At 64.7% G+C, this 22,072-nt stretch carries 23 protein-coding genes; 10 read left to right on the top strand and 13 right to left on the bottom strand.

Going from position 1 to position 22,072, the window contains the following annotated elements:
* The first annotated feature begins 175 nt into the window (after positions 1 to 175).
* Both FNJ47_RS15020 and FNJ47_RS15015 read left to right on the top strand, forming a co-directional pair.
* Positions 176 to 1,204: a putative zinc-binding metallopeptidase gene (locus FNJ47_RS15020; RefSeq protein WP_163154285.1), complete on the top strand. Its 1,029-nt coding sequence runs from the start codon at positions 176 to 178 to the stop codon at positions 1,202 to 1,204.
* Entirely contained in the window at positions 1,201 to 2,235 is a 1,035-nt protein-coding gene (locus FNJ47_RS15015) for a D-alanine--D-alanine ligase family protein (RefSeq protein ID WP_163154283.1), read from the top strand. Before FNJ47_RS15020 ends, FNJ47_RS15015 begins: the two co-directional genes overlap by 4 nt.
* 9 nt (positions 2,236 to 2,244) lie before the next feature.
* Here the strand turns inward: FNJ47_RS15015 and FNJ47_RS15010 are convergent, their stop codons facing one another.
* Positions 2,245 to 2,559 carry a hypothetical protein gene (locus tag FNJ47_RS15010; protein ID WP_235999891.1) on the bottom strand — a complete coding sequence of 105 codons (315 nt, stop codon included), beginning with the start codon at positions 2,557 to 2,559 and terminating at the stop codon, positions 2,245 to 2,247.
* Between the two features lie 562 nt (positions 2,560 to 3,121).
* Here FNJ47_RS15010 and FNJ47_RS15005 point away from each other — a divergent pair.
* Positions 3,122 to 4,120 carry a L,D-transpeptidase family protein gene (locus FNJ47_RS15005; RefSeq protein ID WP_165445695.1) on the top strand — a complete coding sequence of 333 codons (999 nt, stop codon included), beginning with the start codon at positions 3,122 to 3,124 and terminating at the stop codon, positions 4,118 to 4,120.
* A gap of 24 nt (positions 4,121 to 4,144) precedes the next feature.
* Here FNJ47_RS15005 and FNJ47_RS15000 read toward each other — a convergent pair whose 3' ends face one another.
* The 7 genes from FNJ47_RS15000 to FNJ47_RS14980 all read right to left on the bottom strand — a co-directional run bounded on the left by FNJ47_RS15000 (position 4,145) and on the right by FNJ47_RS14980 (position 9,338).
* Entirely contained in the window at positions 4,145 to 4,372 is a 228-nt protein-coding gene (locus FNJ47_RS15000) for a hypothetical protein (protein ID WP_163154281.1), read from the bottom strand.
* A 642-nt stretch (positions 4,373 to 5,014) separates the two neighbouring features.
* Positions 5,015 to 5,191: a hypothetical protein gene (locus tag FNJ47_RS49855; RefSeq protein WP_165445694.1), complete on the bottom strand. Its 177-nt coding sequence runs from the start codon at positions 5,189 to 5,191 to the stop codon at positions 5,015 to 5,017.
* A gap of 542 nt (positions 5,192 to 5,733) precedes the next feature.
* Entirely contained in the window at positions 5,734 to 6,489 is a 756-nt protein-coding gene (locus tag FNJ47_RS14995; protein ID WP_163154279.1) for a GntR family transcriptional regulator, read from the bottom strand.
* 6 nt (positions 6,490 to 6,495) lie between these two features.
* The gene (locus FNJ47_RS14990) at positions 6,496 to 7,308 is read right to left on the bottom strand and encodes a Gfo/Idh/MocA family protein (RefSeq protein ID WP_347341669.1); all 813 of its coding nucleotides are present in this window, start codon (positions 7,306 to 7,308) and stop codon (positions 6,496 to 6,498) included.
* Positions 7,239 to 7,475 (bottom strand): hypothetical protein, encoded by a 237-nt coding sequence (locus FNJ47_RS51230; RefSeq protein WP_235999890.1) that lies wholly within the window; start codon positions 7,473 to 7,475, stop codon positions 7,239 to 7,241. The genes FNJ47_RS14990 and FNJ47_RS51230 overlap by 70 nt, the downstream gene beginning before the upstream one ends.
* Positions 7,472 to 8,359 carry an NAD(P)-dependent oxidoreductase gene (locus tag FNJ47_RS14985; RefSeq protein WP_163154277.1) on the bottom strand — a complete coding sequence of 296 codons (888 nt, stop codon included), beginning with the start codon at positions 8,357 to 8,359 and terminating at the stop codon, positions 7,472 to 7,474. The genes FNJ47_RS51230 and FNJ47_RS14985 overlap by 4 nt, the downstream gene beginning before the upstream one ends.
* Before the next feature lie 19 nt (positions 8,360 to 8,378).
* On the bottom strand, positions 8,379 to 9,338 hold the full coding sequence (locus FNJ47_RS14980; protein ID WP_163154275.1) for a Bug family tripartite tricarboxylate transporter substrate binding protein: 960 nt from the start codon (positions 9,336 to 9,338) through the stop codon (positions 8,379 to 8,381).
* 136 nt (positions 9,339 to 9,474) lie between these two features.
* Between FNJ47_RS14980 and FNJ47_RS14975 the strand changes: the two genes are divergently transcribed.
* The 3 genes from FNJ47_RS14975 (at position 9,475) to FNJ47_RS14965 (ending at position 12,669) form a co-directional block, all read left to right on the top strand.
* Complete coding sequence (locus tag FNJ47_RS14975) at positions 9,475 to 9,864, top strand: carboxymuconolactone decarboxylase family protein (protein ID WP_163154273.1); 390 nt, start codon at positions 9,475 to 9,477, stop codon at positions 9,862 to 9,864.
* Positions 9,865 to 9,935: 71 nt separating this feature from the next.
* Positions 9,936 to 11,297: a class-II fumarase/aspartase family protein gene (locus tag FNJ47_RS14970; RefSeq protein WP_163154271.1), complete on the top strand. Its 1,362-nt coding sequence runs from the start codon at positions 9,936 to 9,938 to the stop codon at positions 11,295 to 11,297.
* Positions 11,298 to 11,412: 115 nt separating this feature from the next.
* Entirely contained in the window at positions 11,413 to 12,669 is a 1,257-nt protein-coding gene (locus FNJ47_RS14965) for an aminopeptidase (RefSeq protein WP_163154269.1), read from the top strand.
* A 201-nt stretch (positions 12,670 to 12,870) separates the two neighbouring features.
* Here the strand turns inward: FNJ47_RS14965 and FNJ47_RS14960 are convergent, their stop codons facing one another.
* Genes FNJ47_RS14960 through FNJ47_RS14950 form a run of 3 tightly spaced genes read right to left on the bottom strand, consistent with a single transcriptional unit; the run spans position 12,871 to position 15,721 of the window.
* Entirely contained in the window at positions 12,871 to 13,803 is a 933-nt protein-coding gene (locus FNJ47_RS14960; RefSeq protein WP_163154267.1) for a GNAT family N-acetyltransferase, read from the bottom strand.
* An 11-nt stretch (positions 13,804 to 13,814) separates the two neighbouring features.
* Entirely contained in the window at positions 13,815 to 14,864 is a 1,050-nt protein-coding gene (locus tag FNJ47_RS14955; RefSeq protein WP_163154265.1) for an amidohydrolase family protein, read from the bottom strand.
* A 41-nt stretch (positions 14,865 to 14,905) separates the two neighbouring features.
* Positions 14,906 to 15,721 carry an MBL fold metallo-hydrolase gene (locus tag FNJ47_RS14950; protein WP_163154263.1) on the bottom strand — a complete coding sequence of 272 codons (816 nt, stop codon included), beginning with the start codon at positions 15,719 to 15,721 and terminating at the stop codon, positions 14,906 to 14,908.
* Positions 15,722 to 15,939: 218 nt separating this feature from the next.
* Between FNJ47_RS14950 and FNJ47_RS14945 the strand changes: the two genes are divergently transcribed.
* Positions 15,940 to 16,824 carry an alpha/beta fold hydrolase gene (locus FNJ47_RS14945; RefSeq protein WP_163154334.1) on the top strand — a complete coding sequence of 295 codons (885 nt, stop codon included), beginning with the start codon at positions 15,940 to 15,942 and terminating at the stop codon, positions 16,822 to 16,824.
* Between the two features lie 8 nt (positions 16,825 to 16,832).
* Here the strand turns inward: FNJ47_RS14945 and FNJ47_RS14940 are convergent, their stop codons facing one another.
* Both FNJ47_RS14940 and FNJ47_RS14935 read right to left on the bottom strand, forming a co-directional pair.
* Positions 16,833 to 18,353, bottom strand: coding sequence for a permease (locus FNJ47_RS14940; protein ID WP_163154260.1), 1,521 nt, complete (start codon positions 18,351 to 18,353; stop codon positions 16,833 to 16,835).
* Positions 18,350 to 19,102 (bottom strand): ABC transporter ATP-binding protein, encoded by a 753-nt coding sequence (locus tag FNJ47_RS14935; RefSeq protein ID WP_163154258.1) that lies wholly within the window; start codon positions 19,100 to 19,102, stop codon positions 18,350 to 18,352. Before FNJ47_RS14935 ends, FNJ47_RS14940 begins: the two co-directional genes overlap by 4 nt.
* 292 nt (positions 19,103 to 19,394) lie before the next feature.
* Here FNJ47_RS14935 and FNJ47_RS14930 point away from each other — a divergent pair, with 292 nt between their 5' ends.
* The 3 genes from FNJ47_RS14930 to FNJ47_RS14920 form a co-directional block, all read left to right on the top strand.
* Complete coding sequence (locus FNJ47_RS14930; protein ID WP_021080282.1) at positions 19,395 to 20,270, top strand: branched-chain amino acid ABC transporter permease; 876 nt, start codon at positions 19,395 to 19,397, stop codon at positions 20,268 to 20,270.
* 9 nt (positions 20,271 to 20,279) lie between these two features.
* A complete protein-coding gene (locus FNJ47_RS14925; RefSeq protein ID WP_163154256.1) occupies positions 20,280 to 21,431 on the top strand; it encodes a branched-chain amino acid ABC transporter permease in 1,152 nt (383 codons plus the stop codon).
* Positions 21,428 to 22,072: ABC transporter ATP-binding protein (locus FNJ47_RS14920; RefSeq protein ID WP_163154254.1), on the top strand; the 645-nt coding region annotated here is incomplete at its 3' end. The genes FNJ47_RS14925 and FNJ47_RS14920, both read left to right, overlap by 4 nt.

The following is a 22,072-nucleotide window of genomic DNA, read 5'->3' as shown; positions in this document are numbered from 1 at the left end:
GACCCGTGACCCGGCTCTCCGCGCTGCCGGCCGGCTCTTGGAGGAAGCACGAGGCGGCCGGGGGGCGGCGCCGCCGGCGCGGACCAGGCCCTGTCCGCAAAGGGCCCGGCGGTTGTTGCCGGCGGCAACCTATGACACCATCCCGATTCCGATTTGTTTTTGACTTTGGAAGCCCATGCCGCGCCGGAAATTTGCCTGGGAGAAGCTGTCGGATGAGGAGTTGCTCGATCAACGTCTCAGCAGTCTGAGGGTTGCGGTCGAGGACACCTGGCTCGCGGATTGTGTCCGCACGCTCTATGAGGAGCTCGAGGAGCGCGGCATAAGGCTGCGACCGCACACATGGATATCGAGCGAATGGTTCAGCCCGGCCGATGTGCCCGGCATCGCCATTCCCTTCTATCTTGCCCATCCGCGTCTGATGAAGCTCGAGAAGAAGATGATGCTCGACGTCGAGGGCGGCACCTGGTCGGAGTGCATGGCCATTCTCCGTCATGAGGCGGGCCACGCCATCCAGCACGGCTACCAGTTGCAACGCCGCCGGCGCTGGCAGCAGCTGTTCGGCCCATCGTCGAAGCACTACCCGCGCTACTATCGGCCCAACCCGGCCAGCCGGAATTATGTCCAGCATCTCAGGCTCTGGTACGCGCAGAGCCATCCGGACGAGGATTTTGCCGAGACCTTCGCGGTGTGGCTGCGGCCGCGGTCGAACTGGCGAACGCGCTATGCCGGCTGGCCGGCGATGAAGAAGCTGGAATATGTCGACGAGCTGATGGGCGAGATCGCCGGCAAGCGGCCGCTGCTCACGACCCGCGAGCGCGTCGATCCGCTGCATGCGCTCAAGCAGACGCTCGGCGAGCACTACAAGAAGAAACAGGCGTTCTACGCCTTCACGCCGCCGAAGACCTACGACCGCGACCTGTCCCGGCTGTTCTCGGCCGACCCACGGCATCATCGGCACAAGCCGGCGGCGTCCTTCATCCGGCGGCATCGTGCCCAGATCAGGCAGCTGGTCGCGCGGTGGACGGGCGAGAACCAGCTGACGCTCGATGCCGTGCTTGATGATATGATCTTGCGCTGCCGCGAGCTCAACCTGCGTGTCGTCGGCCCCGAGCAGAAGCTCGTGACCAACTTCACCATCCTGCTGACAGCCAAGACCATGCACGCGCTGTTCGGCCCGTCGCGCCGCAAATGGATCGCGCTATGAAACACTTTCGCATTCTGGTGCTGATGCACCCGGACTGTGTGCCGCCCGACTCCAGCGATGGCTACTCGGTGCGGGAGATCAACGAGTGGAAAACCGAATACGACGTCGTGAGCACGCTGCGCGCGGCCGGCCATGAGGTTCGTCCGCTCGGTGTGCAGGAAGAAATCAAGCCGGTGCGCGACGAGATCGAGGGCTTCAAGCCGCACGTGGTGTTCACGCTGCTGGAGGAGTTTCATTACAACGTCGTGTACGACCAGCACATCGCGAGCTATCTCGAGCTGATGAAGATCCCGTATACGGGGTGCAACCCGCGCGGCCTGATCCTGGCGCGCGGCAAGGATCTGTCCAAGACACTGGTGCATCACCGCCGTATCCCGGTGCCGGCCTTCGCCGTGTTCCCGATGCGGCGCAAGGTCAAGCGGCCGCCGCGTCTTGAACTGCCGCTGATCGTCAAGAGCCTGAGCAGCGATGGATCGCTCGGGATCTCGCAGGCGTCGATCGTCGATAGCGACGAGAAGCTCGTGGAACGTGTCGCCTTCATCCATGAGCGGATCGGAACCGCGGCGATCGCCGAGCAGTTCATCGAGGGACGCGAGCTCTATGTCGGCGTGCTCGGCAATAACCGGCTACGCGTCTTGCCGGTTTGGGAATTGAAATTCGGCAGCATGGGCGGTCCCGGTGCGCGGCATATCGCCACCGAAAAGGCCAAGCACGACACCAGCTATCAGGAGCGCATCGGGATTGTCGATGGGCCGGCCGAGGACCTCACGCCGGAACTATCCGGCCATATTCAACGACTGGCGAAACGTATCTACCGGACGCTGGGGCTCGATGGATATGCGCGTATCGACTTCCGCCTGTCCACCAATGGCGTTCCGTTTTTCATTGAGGCCAATCCCAATCCCGAGATCGCGAAGAGCCAGGAGTTCGCGACAGCGGCCGGGCATGATGGACTGGACTACCCAGGTCTGTTGAACCGCATCCTGACGCTCGGAATCAGCCGCGCCAAGGCCGGCGTATCCCTGGGTTGAACCAAGCCGTCAAAGGCTGCGCTGCATCAGATGGCGCCGTGCGTCCCTCGGGATGAACATCGCAAACGTTTCCCTAACACGCGCCGCCGGCGTCGCGTTCGCAGTGGCGACGGGAGCGGACGCCATGGTCGGATGAAACGCATCCGGTTCCGGCCACCGTCGTGCAAGGATTTCGTTTACCGAACCCGGCATGGCGAGCGCATTGCGGCGGCAGGCATCGTAGACGTACAAACCGGCAAGAAAAATCGATACGACAACAAGGATCGTCCTGAAAATCGGCATTGTGTTTGCGCCTTCTTGATTGAGGCGAACAATGCCCGGCAAGGGTGAACCGCGCGTTGAGCGGGCCGGTCGATCGGCCGATACGGTTCCCAACTGATGAACGGGGCTGCGTAAAGAGCTCGCTTACCAATGCCTTCAAGGTTGCGGCAACCAGCTTTCCTCACCGGCGGGAAAGAAGTCCCGCCTATCCTGGTGCAAAGACAAGAAGCTCAGGAGGCACCATGTTCGTCGCCATTCGCGTTATGATCCTGATCGCCAGCGCCTATGCCGGCTCCGCCATCGCGGAGATGCAGTTTGCGCCGCTGCCGAGCGCCGCGCTTTCATCCGCGCCGTAGGCGCGTTGCGGAGGCGTCGAGTGAGCTTGGCGAACGATCGACGTCGAGCATCAAGACAAGAAACGCGGCAAGCGCCGCGATGACGAATCGCATTTACTTCGTGAGACCTGAATTGTGATGTGAGCTGCGCGTAACTGCATTTCGGATAGCGACTCTTAGCGGGTCGATTGCGCCAAAGCGGCGATCTCTGCCGTTCCGCGGTAGCTTTGCGCATTGGAACTTCGACGCGTCCCGTAACTTTACGGAAGGTAGCCACGTTGGGATACGCGATGTTCCGACATTTTTCCGTTGCGCCTTTTGCTCTCGTCCTTTTGCTTGCCCCGGCTGCGCCCGCGATCGCAGCCGGCCTCGATGCCGCCGCGATCAACGACGCTGCGGCACCACCGGCAAAATTGCCGGGCAGGCAACAGATCAACGCCTCCATTGCCAAGCTCGAGATCCTGCTCGATCGCGCGCATTTCTCCCCCGGCGAGATCGACGGCGAGCTTGGCGAGAACGCGCAGAAGGCACTCACTGCGTTCGCCACGGCGAACGGATTGTCGTTCGACAAGGCCGTGACGCCGGATCTCTGGACCAGACTCACTTCTGCCAGCGAAGGCGCCGCGATCGTCAATTACACGATCGTCGACGCTGATGTGAAAGGCCCGTTCCTGGCGAAGGTCCCCGCAAAGATGGAGAGCATGAAGAGTCTGCCGGCGCTGAACTACACCAGCCCGCGCGAGGCGATCGCCGAGAAATTCCATATGAGCGAGGCGCTGCTTCAGGCGCTCAATCCCGGACGGAAGTTCGACAAGGCCGGCGAGACTATCGCGGTTGCGAACGTGCTCGACGTCGCAAAGCCTCCGGCGATTGCGCGCCTGGAAGTCGACAAGACGCGACAGACGCTCAGCGCATTCGACGCGGCGGGGAAGCTGCTCGCCTTCTATCCCGCGACGGTCGGCAGCACCGAGAAGCCGACGCCGACCGGCACGTTGAAGGTGACGGCGGTCAACAAGAACCCGACCTATCGCTACAATCCCAAATACAAGTTCAAGGGCGTCAAATCGAACAAGCCGTTCACGATCAGGCCCGGCCCTAACAATCCGGTCGGCGTGGTGTGGATCAACCTCTCGGGGGAAGGCTACGGCATTCACGGCACCGGCAATCCCGGCCTGGTCTCCAAGGCGGCATCCCATGGCTGTGTCCGGCTCACGAACTGGGATGCGCTGCGCGTTGCGGCCGGTGTTGCGAAAGGGACGCCGGTTACGTTCGTCGAGGGCGCACGATAATGCGGTGACCGCAGGAGGCGACGGCTATTGGTCGGTCGGACGCTTTCTGCTCAGGAATTCCGGCATCGCATCGTGACTTGCAGGCAGGCTGTCGTCCAGCAACAGGAAGTGCACGCAGCCCTCGACGGTTTGCGATGTGCGAGCAAATTGTTCGGCGAGGCTTAGAATGATTGCGCGCTTGTCCGGCTCCATGATGCAATAGAACGCCAGCGTCAGTCTGAGGGCTTCCTTGTCGTCGGGGCGGCCAAGCATTCTAGTCTCCGAGAATTCGCAGCAGGCCGCAGCGCGCGTGAGGCCGTTAGTCCCGTTCGGCATCTTGACATCGGCAGCAACGGCTTCCGAGCGAAGATTCTCCGCGATCGCCGATGAGGCTTCGCGGACAAATCCTGCGGCACGGATCGCTTCGGCGACGAAATGCAGGTCGATGCGCCCGCCTGGTTGCTTTTCGGGATGCGCGCATTGCTCGCTTCGTCATTCCGGGGCGTGCGAAGCACGAACCCGCAATCCATTTCACCACCAACGCGGAGGCGCGATGGATTCCGGGCTCAGCCCTTTGGGCCGCCCCGGAATGACGAGCGAGGGCAGGCGCGGGCCCATGCAACCGATTGCCCGACGGCGCAGGCTCCCTGCGCCCGCTGCAAGAGAGGGCCGAACGAAGAGTAAAGCTCGGGCAATCATGTCGCGAGAATGCGAAGCCATCGCCCACCGGCCGCGCAACACATCTGGTGTCGTCCCTGCGAAAGCAGAGACCCGTAACCACAGATGTCTAGCGTTGAAGGGCGGTGGAACGAAGAATCCCGCTCGCTACATCCGCCGCGGAATGGGTCTCTGCTTTCGCAGGGACGACCGCCGGAAGGAGCGCGGCCTCTCAGCTTAAGCGCGGCGGCGGCGGCCTTATTGATCCACCTTCGGCGGCTTGGCTGGAATGTCGAAGCCGAGCCGCAGCGCGCGTTCCTGGCGCTCTTCCGACAAGAACCTCAGCTCCCGTTCCAGCGACCGCGCAACCTCGTCCTGCGTTTCCTTGGAGTGGCGGCGGGAGCCGCCTTGCAGTTTGGCCGGTTGGGCAGTCACGGGAGAACCCTTGTCATCGCAGTGTCACACGCCCTGATGCCACGGCCAGCGTCGGCACGACAATCAAAAAGAATTCAGCTGACGCCGTTTGGAATGTTTGTCGTGCGCCTGACTCAAATTTGAGCAGGAAATTCTCTCGGGCCTCGTCTGAGCTTCGCCGCGAACGCAACCGCATTCAGGCGGGACCTGCGATCTCATCAATTCGGATGAGAGCGCCCGGTTCCCACGAAATCATTTCCGGAATCGCACGAAGACGTCCTGAAACCGACAAGGTCTAACCTTAGTAGCGTTGTGAAGGACGGAGCCTGGTGAGACGCTGACAACTGTGGTCGTGAGATTCACGATCTGGGTCGTGAGGTCCGCCGGTCCTCCTGAGACGTTGGGGTTGATCTCGGAAATGAAGAAGCCGAATGCTGTGCCATATGTTTGGGCGGCCGCGCTGATCGCGGTCGTGATCTGGGGGGTGAGCGGCACCCCGCAGATGGCACACACCTCCGCCAACACGCATCTGGCCCGGGCTCGGTAGAGCCCGAGAGGCCCGGCTAGAGCTTCGGGCGCAGCGAGCGCTGCATGTCCATCGTGTAGGTGTAGCGCCCTTCGGGGTGCGTTGTGATAGTCACCTCGAACAGTTCCTCGCGTACGCCGTAGTAGCGGCGGACCACGGTGAGCGCCGGCGAGCCGGTCTTGACGCCGAGCGACTTGGCGATCGGCGCGGGCATGCCCCGGACGAAGATCTCCATCTGCGCGCGCTCGGTGACCTGGCCGTACATCTTGGCGATCTGCTCGTGCACCGGGGTGCGGCCGTGGTCGCTGCGTGTCACCACATCGGCGAACCGGCGCAGCACATAGATCTCGGTCCAGCCGAGCGGCGCGGCGAACTGGTCCGAGCGGCGCACCGCCTCGATCAGGAACCAGCTCCTGCCGGGCTCGCATTTCAGAAGTCCCGCCAGCTTGCGGTCGGCCACGATGTCGCTGCTGGCAACGACGTCGCGGTAGGTTTCGTTGGAATAACGCAGCCACTCGCCGAGCGACTTGACGCTGTGGGTAAACAGCACCGGCGGCTCGGAGGCGATCACCACCGAACCGAGGCCGGCGCGGCGCACGATCAGGCCCTGGTCGATCAGGATGCGCAGCGCCTCGCGCACGGTCTGGCGGCTCGCCTGGTAGCTCGCCATCAGTTCGGTTTCGGTCGGCAGCAGATTGCCGACCGCGTAGGTGCCGAGCCGGATGTCCTTCTGCAGTCCGGTGGCGATGTCGCGGTAGCGGGACGATCTCGCTCGGTCCGGTTGTTCAGACATGGCGAGTCACTGGTATGCCGTATGGCAGGCAACCGGATGTCCTGTCCGCATCGATTGCAGCGTGGCCTCGAATGCGGCGAGCGTCGCGAGCACATCTGCCTCCGGTACCGGGAACGGCTGTCCGCCTTCGACCGCATCGGCAAAGGCGGCGAGTTCCGCGGTGAGCGTGTTGACGGCCGGATACCGCCTCGTCGCAGGTGCTTCGCCGGATGTCCGTAGCACCATCGTCCCCTCGTCGAGCACCTCTGCCGATCCCTTCGTTCCGAACACATGCACGCGCCAATAGAACGGCGTTGCGCGGATCGTCGCAAGGGTTGCATTGACGCCATTCACAAATTCAATCGCTAAAGTTGCAGTGTCGAGCGGCGGCGGTCCCGCCTCGCGTTCGCTCAACCGAGCATAGACCCGGCGTGCCGGACCAAGCAGGCTGACGAAGCCGTCGAGCACGTGCAGCCCCGCGCCGGTCAGCCCGCCGCCGGGTGACTCCTCAGGCGACAGCCGCCAGCCCTGCGTGATGGCCTGCGAGTTCTCGTTGCTGTTGTGGCCCTCGACATGCAGGATCGTGCCGAGTTCGCCGGAGGCTGCGATCGCGCGCAGCGCCTGCATCGAGGGCCAGAACCGGCGGTTATGCCCGACTGCGAGCAGCACGCCGGCGTCGCGGCAGGCCGCGAACATCTCGGCCGCATCGTCGCGCCGGAGCGCCAGCGGCTTTTCGCAAAACACCTGCTTACCGGCTCTGGCGGCCGCGATCACCTGGCTCTTGTGCAGCGAATGCGGCGTTGCCAGCAGCACGGCATCGATGCCTGGCTCGGCGAGCACGCCTCCAGGCTTGGCGCAGGCGACAGGCCGTGCGCCGCGCAGAAGCTTGCGGCGCCGGCGATGTCGGGTTCCACCGCGCTGACGATCCTGAGCTGGGGCTCGCTCTGCGCAGCCTCGACCAGCGCGCGGCCCCAGCGGCCGAGGCCCGCGATCGCACACTTGATCATGAGGGTTCCTTGTCCTGCTCGCGTCCGGCCCGGATCGCCTCGATGATTGCGGCGCTGTCGCTGTCCGGGCCTTCAAGCGCGATCGCCGCACGCAGCAGTTCGGCTTGCACGGAGGTCAGCGGCAGAGGCAGGCCGTGGCGGCCGGCCTCCTGCAGGATCAGTTCGGCATCCTTCAAGGTCTGCGCGATGTGCGATTGCGGCGAGAAATCCCGCGCCAGCATCTTCGGTCCCTTGCTGTCCATCACTCTGGAATATGCCGCCGATTGCCGCGCGGTCGCAAGGAAGGTCGTGCCGTCGAGGCCGAGCGCCTCGGCAAGTGCGATGCCTTCGGCCAGCGCGGCGCGGTTGTTCTGCAGGATCAGGTTGATGGCGAGCTTGGTGCGGCTGGCATTGCCGATCGCGCCGACATTGATCCGCTGCGGGCTGAGGATGTCGAGCGTTGCCGCAGCGGCCGCGATGATGTCGGCCTCACCGGCGACGAGCGCGGTGGCCGTGCCGGCGCGCACCTCGGCGCTGGTGCCCGAGATCGGCGCTTCGATGAAGCCAAGGCGGGCGTGCGCCGCGAATCCGGCGATCGCCGTGATCTCGCCCGGCGCGCAGGTGGTGGTGCAGATCACGACCGGCGGCAGCCTGGCGTTGGCAAGGTCCGGCAGCAATCCCTTGACCTGGGTCGCGTCGTACACCGCGATGACGATGGTCCGGCAGCGCGCCGCGACGTCGGCGGCGAAGGCGGCGAACTCGGCGCCGCTCGACCTCAGCCCATCGGTCTTCGCCGCATCGATATCGAAGCCGATTACGCCTACGCCGGCATCGATCAGTCGCGCGGAGAGCGCCGATCCCATCAGCCCCAATCCGATCATGCCGACTGGTGTCTCGCGAGACATGATGCGACGCCGCTTCGCGCTATTGCGGCTGGATGCCGGCCGCCTTCACCTCCGCCGACCAGCGCACGACCTCGCTCTTGACGAAGGCGCCGAACTCGGCCGGCGCCAGCGGTGCCACGATCACGCCGACATCGGCGAGTTTCTTCTTCGTCTCCGGCATCGCGAGGTACTTCGCACACTCGGCGTAGATCTTGTTGACCACCGGTTCCGGCGTGCCGGCCGGCGCGAACAGCCCGTACCAGATGGTGGCCTCGAAGCCGGGCATCGCTTCGGAGAGGGCGGGCAGGCCGGGCGTGAGCTCGTTGCGCGCCGCGGATGTGACCGCGATGCCGCGCAAGGTGCCGCCCTGCATCTGCGGGATCGCGACCGAGAAATCGCCGAAGGTCAGGTCGATCACGCCCGCCATCACGTCGGTCATCGCCTGCGGCACGCCGCGGTAGGAAGCCGCAATCAGCGACAGGCCGCCGCGCGACTGCAGCTGCGCGATCGAGATCTGCGATGCGCCGGAGCCGTAGCCGGCGGTCAGGTTGGGCGTAGCCTTGGCGTAGCTGAGGAACTGCGGCAGGTCCTTGGCCGCCAGCTTCGGGTTGACCAGCAGCACCATCGCCGTCGTGGTGGTGCGGATGACGGGCGCGAAATCCTTCACCGGGTCGTAGGGCAGGCTCTCGAGCGTCGCGACGTTGCTGGCATGGGTGGTGTTGGTGCCCATCAGCAGCGTGTAGCCGTCGGGCGCGCTGCGGGCGACTTCCTGAGCGCCGATGCTGCCGAGCGCCCCGGCGCGATTCTCGATCAGCACGGTCTGGCCGAATGCGTCCTGCAGATGCTGGCCAACCAGCCGCGCGACATTGTCGGGGCCGGCGCCGGCCGGGAAGGGCACGATGATCTTGAGCGGCCGTTGCGGGAAATCGTCCGCGGCGAATGCCGGCAGGCTCGGAAGTGCCGCGAGCAGGACGACGAGCAGCCCCAACCGTAACTTCATCCCGGTCCCCTCCGCGCCTGCTTTTGAAGATTTATACGGACAAATATATCTGAATGGCAAGTACTCGGCCTGTTGGAATGTTGAGGTATGCAGTATTTATCCGTATAAATAGCCCATTCAGGGGAGCCAGACGACGATGGTGGACATCAGCGATCTCCATGCGCGCGGGCTGCGCCGGCGCCAGAAGATGTTCGGCGAGGGCGATGTCGCCAAGCGGATGGCGGCCGCGGGCGATTTCGGCGCGCCGCTGCAAAACATCATCAATGCCTATGTCTATGGCGACGTCTGGGAGCGCAGCGGGCTGTCCGACCAGATGCGCAGCCTCGTGATGCTCGGCATCACCGCGGCGAGCAGCAAGCCCGCCGAGTTCCGCGTGCATGCCAAGGGCGCGCTCGCCAATGGCTGCACCGCCGCGCAGGTGCAGGACGTGCTGTTGCTGGTCGCGATGTATTGCGGCATCCCCGCCGCGATCGAGACCAGCAAGATCGCAGCCGAGGTGTTCGGCGAGGCGCCTGCGGAGGGGTAGGGCACCGGCCCGTGCCGTGATAGGGACGTTGCCGACTGCGACCGGCAACAGGATGTGCCCAAGGATCTGCCATGTCCGCCTTCCCGACCTCGACCACCGTGCTCGATTCCGTGCTGTTTCGCGATGCCTTCGGCACGCGCGCGATGCGCGAGGTGTTTTCCGATCTGCGGCTGATCGAACGCTATGCCGAGGTCGAAGTCGCGCTGGCGAAGGCCGAAGCACGTTGCGGCGTGATTCCGGTTGACGCGGCCGAGCAGATCGCGGAGCGGACCAACGTCGCCGCGTTCGATTTCGATCTGCTGCGGCAGGAGACCGATGTGGTCGGCTACCCGATCCTGCCGCTGGTGCATCAGATGGCAAAGCAGTGCGGCGAGGCCGGCCGCTATGTCCATTGGGGCGCGACCACCCAGGACATCATGGACACCGCCGTGGTGCTGCAGCTGCGCGATGGCCTGGAGATCATCGAGGATGACATCGCTGCGTTGCGCGGCATCCTCGTCGATCTCTCGAAGAAATACCGCGACACGCCGATGGCCGGCCGCACCCATTTGCAGCAGGCGCTGCCGGTGACCTTCGGCTACAAGACCGCGATCTGGCTCGCCGCGTTCGATCGGCATGCCGTGCGACTGGCGGAGTTGAAGCCGCGCGCACTGGTCGGCCAGTTCGCCGGCGCCGCCGGCACGCTGGCCTCGCTGGGCGACAAGGGCTTCGAGGTCCAGAAGGCGCTGTGCGAGGAACTCGGGCTCGGCGTTCCTGTCTCGACCTGGCATGTCGCGCGCGACGGTCTGGCGGAAGCGGTAAATTACCTCGCGCTGGTCACGGGAACACTCGGCAAGATCGCGCTCGACATCATGATCATGGCCTCGACCGAATTCGGCGAGGTCTACGAACCCTTCGTGAAGGGACGCGGCGCGTCCTCGACCATGCCGCAGAAGCGCAACCCGATCTCGTCGGAGCTGATGCTCGCGGCCGCCAAGGCGGTGCGCCAGCATGCGGGCCTGATGCTGGACGCGATGGTGCAGGATTTCGAACGCGCCACCGGTCCGTGGCACGCCGAATGGATGGCGATCCCGGAAAGCTTTGTGCTGACAGCAGGCGCTTTGCACCAGGCCAGGTTCGCGCTTGGCGGCCTGATCGTCGACGGGAAGCGGATGGCCGACAATCTCGACATCAGCCGCGGGCTGATCGTTGCTGAAGCCGTGATGATGGGCCTTGCGCCCGCGATCGGCCGGCAGGAGGCGCATGACGTCGTTTATGACGCCTGCCGTGTCGCCAACGACAAGGGCCTGACGCTGGCCGCGGTGCTGGCCGCGTATGATCGCGTCGCGAGCCGGATCGATCGGGCGACGATCGACCGCCTCACCGCGCCGAAAAACTATCTCGGCCTTGCGCCTGAGATGGTCGACCGGGTGCTGATGTCTGTGAAGCGGTAAAATTCGACGCAATTGCTCGCTGTGGCGTGATCGGGCGCAGCGGGAGGGAACCTTGCGAATGCGGATCGAATTGGACTACGAATCCTGAAGAGACCCTCAAACGCCACGGCGCTTCATGACCGCACATCAACGCAATCTTTCCGCCTCGATCGATCCGGTAAAACTCGATCGGCTCGCCGAAGTCGCAATCAAGGTCGGCCTGCAGCTGCAGCCGGGGCAGGATTTGCTGCTGACGGCGCCTGCGGCGGCAATGCCGCTGGTGCGGCGGGTCGTGGAGCATGCCTACAAGGCCGGTGCGGGTCTCGTGACCCCGTTCTTCTCCGACGAAGAGCTGACGCTGGCGCGCTACCGCTACGCCAACGACGCGAGCTTCGATCGCGCCGCAGGCTGGCTCTATGAGGGCATGGCGAAGGCGTTCGGCGCCAACACCGCGCGGCTCGCGATCGTCGGCGACAATCCGATGCTGCTGTCGGGCGAAGACCCGACCAAGGTCGCGCGCGCCAGCAAGGCCAATTCGATCGCCTACCAGCCGGCGCTGGAGAAGATCGTCAATTTCGACACCAACTGGAACATCATCGCCTATCCGAGCACGTCCTGGGCCAAACAGGTGTTCCCCGATGATGCCGAGGACGTCGCGGTGGCCAAGCTTGCCGACGCGATCTTCGCCGCCTCCCGGGTCGATCAGGACGGCGCCGTCGCCGCCTGGGACAAGCACAATGCCAGGCTGCGCGAGCGCACCGAATGGCTGAACGGCCAGCGCTTCCACGCGCTGAAATATTCCGGTCCGGGAATGGACCTCACGATCGGGCTCGCCGACGGTCATGAATGGGAAGGCGGTGCGTCGACCGCCAAGAACGGCATCGTCTGCAATGCCAATATCCCGACCGAGGAAGTGTTCACGACGCCGCACTGCCGCCGCGTCAGCGGCCACGTCGTCAGCTCCAAGCCGCTGTCCTACCAGGGCACGCTGATCGACAATATCTCGGTCAAGTTCGAGGAAGGCCGCATCGTCGAGGCGAAGGCCTCGCGCGGTGAGGAAGTCTTGAAGAAGGTGCTCGACACCGATGAGGGCGCGCGCCGGCTCGGCGAGGTCGCGCTGGTGCCGCATTCCTCGCCGATCTCGAAGAGCGGGCTGTTGTTCTTCAACACGCTGTTCGACGAGAACGCCGCCTCGCACATCGCGCTCGGCCAGTGCTACTCGAAATGCTTCATCAACGGCGACAAGCTGACGCCGCAGCGGATCGCCGAGCAGGGCGGCAACAAGAGCCTGATCCACATCGACTGGATGATCGGCTCCGCCCACACCGACATCGACGGCATCCATGCCGACGGCCGCAGCGTTCCGGTGTTCCGCAAGGGCGAGTGGGCGTAAGGGCGCAGCTAGCTAGCCCAGTTTGCGCGAGGCTCAGTCCCGTCATCCTGAGGTGCGCGCCCTTGCGCGCCTCGAAGGATGCACGGCCCGGATATCGTGGCGCGGAGAGGGCCCGGCCGTTCGCCCTTCGAGGCTCGCTTCGCTCGCACCTCAGGGTGACGGGGATAGATTTGCGGCGCCGGACTAACGTTGCAGGCTTGGCTATTGAAACCGCCGCTCGCGCGCGGCGATCAGCTCGCCGCGCATCGCCAGGAAGCGGCAGGTCTCGTGCTGCGGCCGGAAGCCGAGGCGGCGATAGATCTTCAGCGCGGGGGCGTTGCGGCTCGAGACGTTGAGCCAGCAGGGATGCTCGACCGACACGTCGTGTGCGCTCAGCACCCGATAGACCAGGAGCTGGCCGAGCCCGCGTCCCTGCCGCGCCGGGTCGACGGCGACCGACTCGATCCACATCGAGTTCCGCTCCGGTTCGGTCAGGCAGAAGCCCGACATCTGTCCGTCCTCCGAGGCGATCCAGACCTCGCTCTCGGTCAGGACCTGCGCCATCTCCTCCGGCGAATACAGCCGGAACGCGGCGTCCGAGGCATAGGCGGCGTTGTGGATGCGCGCGACCTCGCCTGCGCAGGCGGTGACGTCTGAGACCTGCTCGATGGTGGCGCGGGCGGCCGCGAGCGTGCGCGCCGGCTGCAACGGCTCGACGCACTTCATCCCGATCTCGGACTCGACATGAACAAAGCCGAAAGCGGCGACGAAGGCCATTCCCGCCGGCCAGTCGCTGCTCACCAGCGTCTGCACGGTGAGATCGGCGTCGGTGTCGATCGCAAGGACGTCGTCGACCAGCGCGAGGCCGATCCGGCGGCGCCGCATCTCGGGCGCCACGACGATCTTGAGGAACCTGGAATGGTGCGCGCCATGGTCGCGCAGCGAGGACTCGGCGAGCCCGACCAGCCGGCCATTCAGCTCGGCAATACGAAAGTCGCGCCCGCCACGGTTCTGCGGCAGCTTCAGGAACTGGTCCCATTGCGGCAGCGTGACAGGGCCTAGCCGCGGTTCCACCGCAGCTGCCTTTGCGTAAAGTGAGACCACCGCTTCCGCATCAGCCTCTCGAAGCGGCCGGATGGTGATGCTGTCATCCATGAGTCGGAAGTTTACCCGATATCGAGCCGATAGACATCCTTTGCCGTCTTCAAGAACAACGCCGTCTTCTCGGCTTCGCTATATTGTGATGCAAGCCGTTTAAAGGTGTTGAAGATCACCTGATAGCTGCACTGTCCCTTATCAGGTGGGAAGTTGCTCTCGAACATGCAACGGTTCGGGCCGAACGCCTCGATGCAGGTCTCCACATAGGGCCGCCAGGCGGCGGCGAGTTCCTCCGACGAGGGCGGCCGGGGGCGCAGGTGGAAGTCATAGCCGAGCAGGCACATCGCCAGCCCGCCGAGCTTGACCACGACGTTCGGGCATCTGGCGATCTCCTGGATCGACGCCTTCCAGGCCGGAAAGGTTTCCGCGCGCTTGCCGGCGAAGCGGCCGGTGCCGACCGGACCGCCGCAATGGTCGAGCACAATCCTTGTGTCGGGGAAGGCGCGGGCGAGGTCGGTGAGTTCACCGATCTGCGGGTGGAACAACCAGGCGTCGAAGCTGAGGCCGAGCGGCGCCAGGCAGGCAAACCCCTTGCGGAAGGTAGCATCCAGCAGGATTCCCTTCGGCCGGTTTGCATACATGTGGGCGACATTGGGGTCCTCGTCCCAGGCCGAGGAGTGGCGGATGCCGCGGAACCGGCCGTTGCCGGCGGCAATCTCGGCCTCCAGCACCGCCTTGGCCTGGTCGCCGATCAGAAGGTTAACGTGGCTGACGATGCCGGCGCAGATCGCCGCCTTGCCGTAGCCTCCGCTCGCCGCCATCGCCGCGACGCCGTTGGCGAACTCGACCTCGCCGACCGGGCGGAACGCTTCCGGGCCATCGGCGCGGTACATCGACCGGCAGTCGACATAGACGGTGGCCACGATGTTGTGACCTGAGGCAATGTCGTCGCGCATGTCCTCGATCAGGTAGCGCAAGCCCCCGCGATCCCAGAGGTGGTGATGCGGATCGACGATCGGCCTGTCAGGATCGATGATCTCCTCGGTGTATTGGGCGAGCCAGTCTTCGCGCGGATCGGCATAGAGTCCGCTGGCGGAGGCGGGTAACGTGCTGGCCATCGATTTTCACTCCCGTTGGTTTTGCTTCTTCTTGAACAGAATTACACGCCGTCGAGAATGATCACCGTCGGCGTCGCAGGCAGGGTGTCGCGCGAAATCCGTAAGGTACGCTCGCCGCCGCGGCGGTCGATCTCGAATTGCTGGCCGATCAGGCGCATGAACTCATCGAGCGGGGTGGCGAAGCGGTGCATCGGCAGCACCACCGATGCACGCAGCCGCTTGGTGATCTCGGAGATGCCGTCGAGCGACATCGTATAGGTGCCGTCGATCGGCACCATCACGATGTCGAGCCGGCCGATCGCCGCGAAATGGCTGTCGTCGAGCTTGACGTGGAGGTGGCCGAGATGGCCGATGCAGAGACCGGCGACCTCGAAGATGAAGATCGAGTTGCCGTCCTTGATCATCTCGCCGCCGGAATCTTCGCCCCAATAGCGGCGGATGTCGGTGGTGACGTTGCGGATATAGACGTCGCCGATGCGGTCAGCGTAATGCGCGGGCTGGCCGTTCTCACCCCAGCCGTGCAGCACATGGGGGATCCTCGGGTCGGGAAACAGCGTGTAATGCGTCGCGTGGGCCCGGTTCATGGTCGCGACGTCGGGCAATCGCCCGGTTTGGTAGACGCCGTTGTAGTCGGTCGCGATCCGGACGCCGCCGGGCGTGTCGATATAATAGGTCGAATGGCCGGCATAGGTGATCGCGACCTCGTCGGCATTGGCAGCAACGCGCCGGAAGTTCACCGGAATGGCGCGCGGCGGCGCACTGGCCATCGCCAGGCATTCGCTGCGCTGGGCATCTTGCGCGACGGCATGGCTGGTCAAGGTTCCCAGCAAGACGAGCGCGGCGAGCAGTCTCAGCATGACCTGTCCCGTCATTGGCGGCGCAAGCCTACCGCGCAATTGCCTTGCCGTCATGATGAGACCAGCGCATCGCTCCATGGCGCTGATTGCAACACGATCCAGGCGATTATCGCGCCGGGTCGCGCTACCATGCCGTGCAGATCATGGAGATCAGGGAGTTCTGCGTGACCGACACCGCCTCTTCGCCATGTGCGTCATGGACCAAACGGCTTGAGCCATTGCGCCATGTCGACGCAGGCGTGCTCAACATCGCCTATTACGAGGCCGGCCCGGCGGACGGTCCGGTCGTGCTGCTGATGCACGGCTTCCCCTACGACATCCACTCCTTTGTCGACGTTGCACCGATGCTGGCGGTGCAGGGCTGCCGGGTCATCGTGCCCTATCTGCGTGGTTACGGGCCAACGGTATTCCGCGACAAGGCGACGCCGCGCTCGGGCGAGCAGGCCGCGGTCGGAGCCGACCTGATCGCGCTGATGGATGCGCTCGACATCAAGCGCGCAGTGTTCGCCGGCTATGACTGGGGCGGCCGCGCCGCATCGATCGGCGCGGCGCTGTGGCCGGAACGCTGCATCGGGCTGGTCTGCACCAATGGCTACATGATCCAGGACATCGCGCATGCGATGGTGCCGGCGCCGCCGGATCGCGAGGTGCCGCTGTGGTATCAGTACTACTTCCAGCTCGAGCGGGGGCGCGCAGGGCTTGCCGCCAACCGGCGCGGCATCGCGAAAATCCTGTGGTCGCAATGGTCACCCAGCTGGGTGTTCGACGAGGCCTGCTTCGAGCGGACTGCGGTCGCGTTCGACAATCCTGATTATGTCGAGGTCGTGATCCATAGCTACCGGCATCGTTACGGCGTTGTCGAAGGAGACCCGCAATATGCGGATCTGCAGCGGCGGCTCGACACATTGCCTGTGATCAAGGTCCCGGCCATCTCGCTCGACGGCGCCGACGATGGCGTGACGTTCGTGTCCGACGGCAGTCGCACCGCGGCAAAGTACACGCGCCGCCTGGCCCATCGCGCAATTCCGGGCGTCGGCCACAATGTGCCGCAGGAAGCCCCTGAGGCATTTGCCGCGGCGGTGATCGAGGTGATGAAGGCTTAAGCGCGGTCTCACGCTTGCCGCGGGCTGATCTTCCAGGCGATGGCGAGCGTCACCAGCGTCAGAATGCCGCTGACCAGCGCAGCTCCCGGAATCGTCAGCGCCAATGCCGCGGTTGCGGCCCAGCCGATCGAGGAGAAGGCCTCCGCGAAGGTGGCGATCCGGGAGGAGGTCTGGCGCCGGCGGAACTGGCTGCGCTTGGCCTGCGCGCGGAACCAGAGCTGGACGGCGGCGGCGGATGCGGTCGCGATGACGATCGCGATTGCCGTCACCGCAGCCTGCTGCGGCGAGGCGAATATCAATGCGGCCACCAGCGGCGCGAACGCCACGGCGATTGCGATCAGCACGACCTCGATCTTGGCGCGGGTCACGCGCGACGGCGGCAGCGGCGCGGTCGCCACCAGATCGGGAGCGTCCTCGCCCGAGATGGTCAGCCAGGCAAGCCCGCCGGCGAGCTGGCCCGCGGCCATCACGATGACAGGCGTAATCAGCACGATCGCGGTCGAGGTGCCGGAGAAGCTGCGCCACAGCATCAGCGCCGGCGGCAACAGATAGAGCATCTGCATCAGGCTCTGCGACAGCAGCCACGGATCGCGGCGCAGCAGCAAGATCTCCTTGCGTCGCAACGCCTGCTGCCGCGAGCCGGGGCGAAACGCGCGGGCACGCCCCTGCGTGACCGCAGCCGGATTGGCGGCGACGCTTGCGACCGTGTCGGCAAACCGCGGTGCGAACACCGCCATCACGACGCCGAGCAACACGAGGCTTGCTGCGAGCAGCAGCATCATGATCTCGAGGTCGCCGAGCGAGGCGCGCGCCGGCCACCAGAGCAGGCTGTCGAGGGCGGGAGCAATTCGTGCCGCGGTATCCGAGGTCAGGAAGGCAAACCGCGACAGCGTGCCATAGGACAGCACGGCGACGATCTGCAGCGCGATGACGAAGCCTGCGCCGATGACGGCGGAGACGATCTGCGCCACAAGCCGGGTCCGGCTCGGCCCGATCCGGCGAAACAGGAAGGCGGTGACGGCGATCGCCGTGGCGGCCGCCGACAGCCCGATCGCAAGCACGACGCCGAAGCCGGCGAGCCAGCGCGGGCCGCCGAGATACACCAGCACGTCGATGAAGGGCGTCGACAGCAGCAGCGCCATGCTGCTCACCGTCAGCGCGATGGCGGCGATCCGGATCGAGAAGATGTTGGTGAGCTTCGCCGGCGACGACATGATCAAATCGAGATCGGCGCGGGCATAGAACACGCGCGTCACCGACTCGATCGCCTGCGAGAGCATCAGCGCCCAGGCCAGGAAGATCGTCGCGGTCAGCACGATCAGCGAGGACGGATCGAGCGGAAACCGCAGATCGGCATAGCGGCTGACCACGGCATAGGCCGGCAGATGCAGGATCGCCGCGAAGATCAGGAGGCCGATCACCGCGCGATTGCGCCGGCGCCGGCCGCCGGTCATCATCGCCAGCCATTCGCGCCACGCCAGGCGGAATTCGTGGCGGGCGAACCAGGAGAGATGGGCGACCGAGTTCACGCGGCCGCCGCTTCGGTATCGACCAGCGCGATGAACATGTCCTCGAGCGTGGTGTCGTTGCGGCCGTTCTGCTCGCGCAGCTCGGCCAGTGTGCCCTCGGCGATCAGCCTGCCGGCCGCGATCACGCCGATGCGGTCGGCCATGCGCTCGGCGACTTCGAGAATGTGGGTGGTCATGATCACGGTGCAGCCGGTGCGGACGCGCTCCTGCAACAGCCCCTTGACGTGACGCGCCGACAGCGCGTCGAGGCCGGTCAGCGGTTCATCGAGAATGATCAGGCGCGGATCGTGCACCAGCGCACCGGCGAGCGCCACCTTCTGGCGCATGCCCTTGGAGAAACCTTCGCAGCGCTCGTTGAGATGCGGCTCAAGCCCGAGTGACACCAGGAGATCGCGCGCCGACTGCTCCGACGTGCGGGGATCGATGCCCCACAGGCCGGCGACGAATTCGAGATACTCCAGCGGCGTCAGCTTGTCGTAGATCATCGGCTCGTCGGACACCCAGGCCATGATCTGCTTGGCGGCGACCGGATCGGCCAGCGCATCGATGCCGAGGATCGATACCGAGCCGGCATCGGGCCGCAGCAGTCCCGCCACCATGCGCAGCGTCGTGGTCTTGCCTGCGCCGTTCGGCCCGAGCAGCGCATAGAACTCGCCGACCCGGATGGTGAGATCGAGCGCGTCGACCGCCGGGCGGTCAAAACGCTTGGTTAACCCTCGCACGGCGAGTGCGGACAGTTGCGATGTCATGGTGCTTGGCGATCCGGGATTTCGCTCGTCGGTTGCGCAAACTTGGACAAAAACCGTTTCGGTGCAGTGAATCGCACGGGGCAAATCGCCGGCGATATCCGTATTACCCCGTGCTGCGGTAAATCTCCGCAAATGTGATGATATAGCCGGATCAGCGGTTTGTTGACAGGGATCGGGCGTTTTGGCTCAATCGGGGCGGACATAGGCGGCTTTCAGCGCTCCCGACACAAGGGCGCGAAGGCGGGATGCAACGAGCGATCGATAAGAATCGCCGGGCATCGGGGAGGGAACGATGCTGGACTTTGTTCAGCAGCTCGTCAGCGGCATTGCGCTCGGCTGCGTTTACGGCCTGATCGCGCTCGGCTTCGTGCTGGTCTACAAGGCAACCGAGGTCGTCAATTTCGCGCAAGGCGATTTGATGATGCTGGGCGGCTTTTTCGCCTTCACCTTCATCGGCATGCTCGGGCTGAATTACTGGGTCGGCTTCGCCGGCGCGGTGATCTGCATGGCGCTGTTCGGCATGCTGGCCGAGCGGCTCGTGGTGCGGCCGATTCTCGGTTATCCGCAATTCTCCATCATCATGGCGACGATCGGGCTCGGCTATTTCCTGCGCTCGGTTGCCGGCATGATCTGGGGCACCGACGACTTCAAGATCGAAACGCCGTTCAGCCAGGGCGTGCTGCGAATTGGCAGCCTCGTGCTCGCCTACGACAAGCTGTCGGTGATCGCGGCGACCATCATCCTGTGCGCGCTGCTCTATCTGTTCTTTAACCGCACCACGCTCGGCACCGCGATGCGCGCCAGTTCCGAGAACATGCTGGCTGCCTATTACATGGGCATCCCGGTCAAGCGCGTGGTCTCGATCGTCTGGGCGATCTCGGCGGCGGTGGCGACCTGCGCCGGCGTGCTGCTGGCGCCGATCACCTTCATCCATTCCAATGTCGGCCTGGTGCTGGGGCTGAAGGCGTTTCCGGCCGCGGTGCTCGGCGGCTTCGGCTCGATCCCGGGTGCGGTGGTCGGCGGCGTCCTGATCGGCGTGATCGAGAGCATGGCCGGCTTCTATCTGCCGCAGGGATGGAAGGACGTCGCGCCCTACATCGTGCTGCTCGCAGTGCTGCTGCTCAAGCCTGAGGGCCTGTTCGGCCTTCATGTCCGCAAGAAGGTTTGAGGAGGAAGCATGCGGTTTCTCTTCAAGACCGACTATGAAGACGACATCAGACTGTTTCCGCATTCCGGCTACGTCTATTCCTACGGCCTGCTGTTGGCGGTGCTGCTGATTGCGCCCTATGTGCTCTCGAGCTATCTGATGAGCCAGCTGGTCTTCGTCTGCATCTACGCGACGGTCGGCGTCGGGCTCTTGATCCTGACCGGCTTCACCGGACAGGCCTCGCTCGGCCATGCCGCGTTTCTGGCGATCGGCGCCTACACCGCGGCCTACCTGCAGCAATTCAACGTGCCGTTTCCAGTGTACTTCCTCGCTGCCGGGCTGTTGACCGGCGTCGTCGGCGCGCTGGTCGGATTTCCGGCGCTGCGGCTGCAAGGCATCTATCTCGTGATCGCCACGATCTCGTTTGCCTTCATCGTCGAGGAAATCATGGCGCGCTGGGAAAGCGTGACCAACGGCAATGAGGGCATGCGGGTCAAGACCATGCAGCTCTTCGGCACCACGGTGTCGCGCGACGGCCCGACCTTCTATTATCTCTGCCTCGCGGTGCTTGTGCTGACCATCGTCGGCACGCTCAATCTGCTGCGCTCGCCGACCGGCCGCGCCTTTGTCGCGATCCGCGACAGCGAGACCGCGGCGCGCAGCATGGGGATCAATGTCGCGCTCTACAAGGTGAAGTCGTTCGCGATCTCGGCCGCGATCACCGGCTTTGCCGGCGTGCTGTTCGCCCACAAGCTGTCCTTCATCTCGCCCGAGATGTTCACGCTGCAGCTCTCGATCGAGTTCATCATCGTGATCCTGATCGGTGGCACGTTCAGCCTGCATGGTGCGGTGCTGGGCGCGATCTTCCTGGTCATGATCGATCCGTTCCTGACCTATCTGAAGGACGACATGCCCGGCGTGATCGCGGGCGCTGCGGCCACGTTGGGCGCCGGCGCCGAGCGCGCAGGCCACATCCAGGATGCGGTCGCGGCCTTTGCTTCCGCCAACGGGCTCAAAGGCGCGATCTACGGCATCATCATCGTGGTGTTCGTGCTGTTTGAGCCCCTGGGGCTCTATGGCCGCTGGCTCAAGATCAAGCTCTTCTTCCAGCTGTTCCCGCTCTACAAGCGCGCGACCTTCAAGCGGCAGAAGATCTACGTGAAATCGGAGCGGAACCGATGAGCTATTTCCGCGCCGAGAACCTGTCGCTGCATTTCGGCGGCCTCAAGGCGGTCGATGCCGTCAGCTTCGCGGTGGAGAAGGGCGAGATCCTCTCGATCATCGGGCCGAACGGCGCCGGCAAGAGCTCGATCTTCAACCTGATCTCGCGGATCTATCCGCCGACCTCGGGCAGGATCTTCTTCGAGGATCAGGACATCACCCAGCAGCCGGCCTACGACATCGCGAAGCTCGGCATCGCGCGCACCTTCCAGAACATCGAGCTGTTCGAGAATGCGACCGTGCTGAGCAATCTCCTGGTCGGCCGCCATCGCCATTCCACGACGCAGCTCTGGCAGGAGCTGTTGTTCCTGCCGAGCGTCCGCGCCGGCGAGAAGGCGCATCGCCGCCGCGTCGAGCAGGTGATCGAATTCCTCGATCTCGAGCCCTACCGCGACAAGCTGATCTCGGGCCTGCCCTACGGCGTACGCAAGGTGATCGAGCTGGCGCGGGCGCTGTGCTCGGAGCCGAAGCTGATCCTGCTCGACGAGCCGTCGTCCGGCCTCAATGTCGAGGAGACCGACGACATGTCGTTCTGGATCCGTGACATGAAGAGCGAGCTCGGCATCACCGTGCTGATGGTCGAGCACGACATGACCCTGGTC

The organism is Bradyrhizobium uaiense (assembly GCF_010811875.1).
In the GTDB taxonomy this organism is placed as follows: domain Bacteria; phylum Pseudomonadota; class Alphaproteobacteria; order Rhizobiales; family Xanthobacteraceae; genus Bradyrhizobium; species Bradyrhizobium uaiense.
The sequence above is the reverse complement of the archived record's forward strand: the minus strand, read 5'-3'. Positions and strand labels throughout refer to the sequence as shown.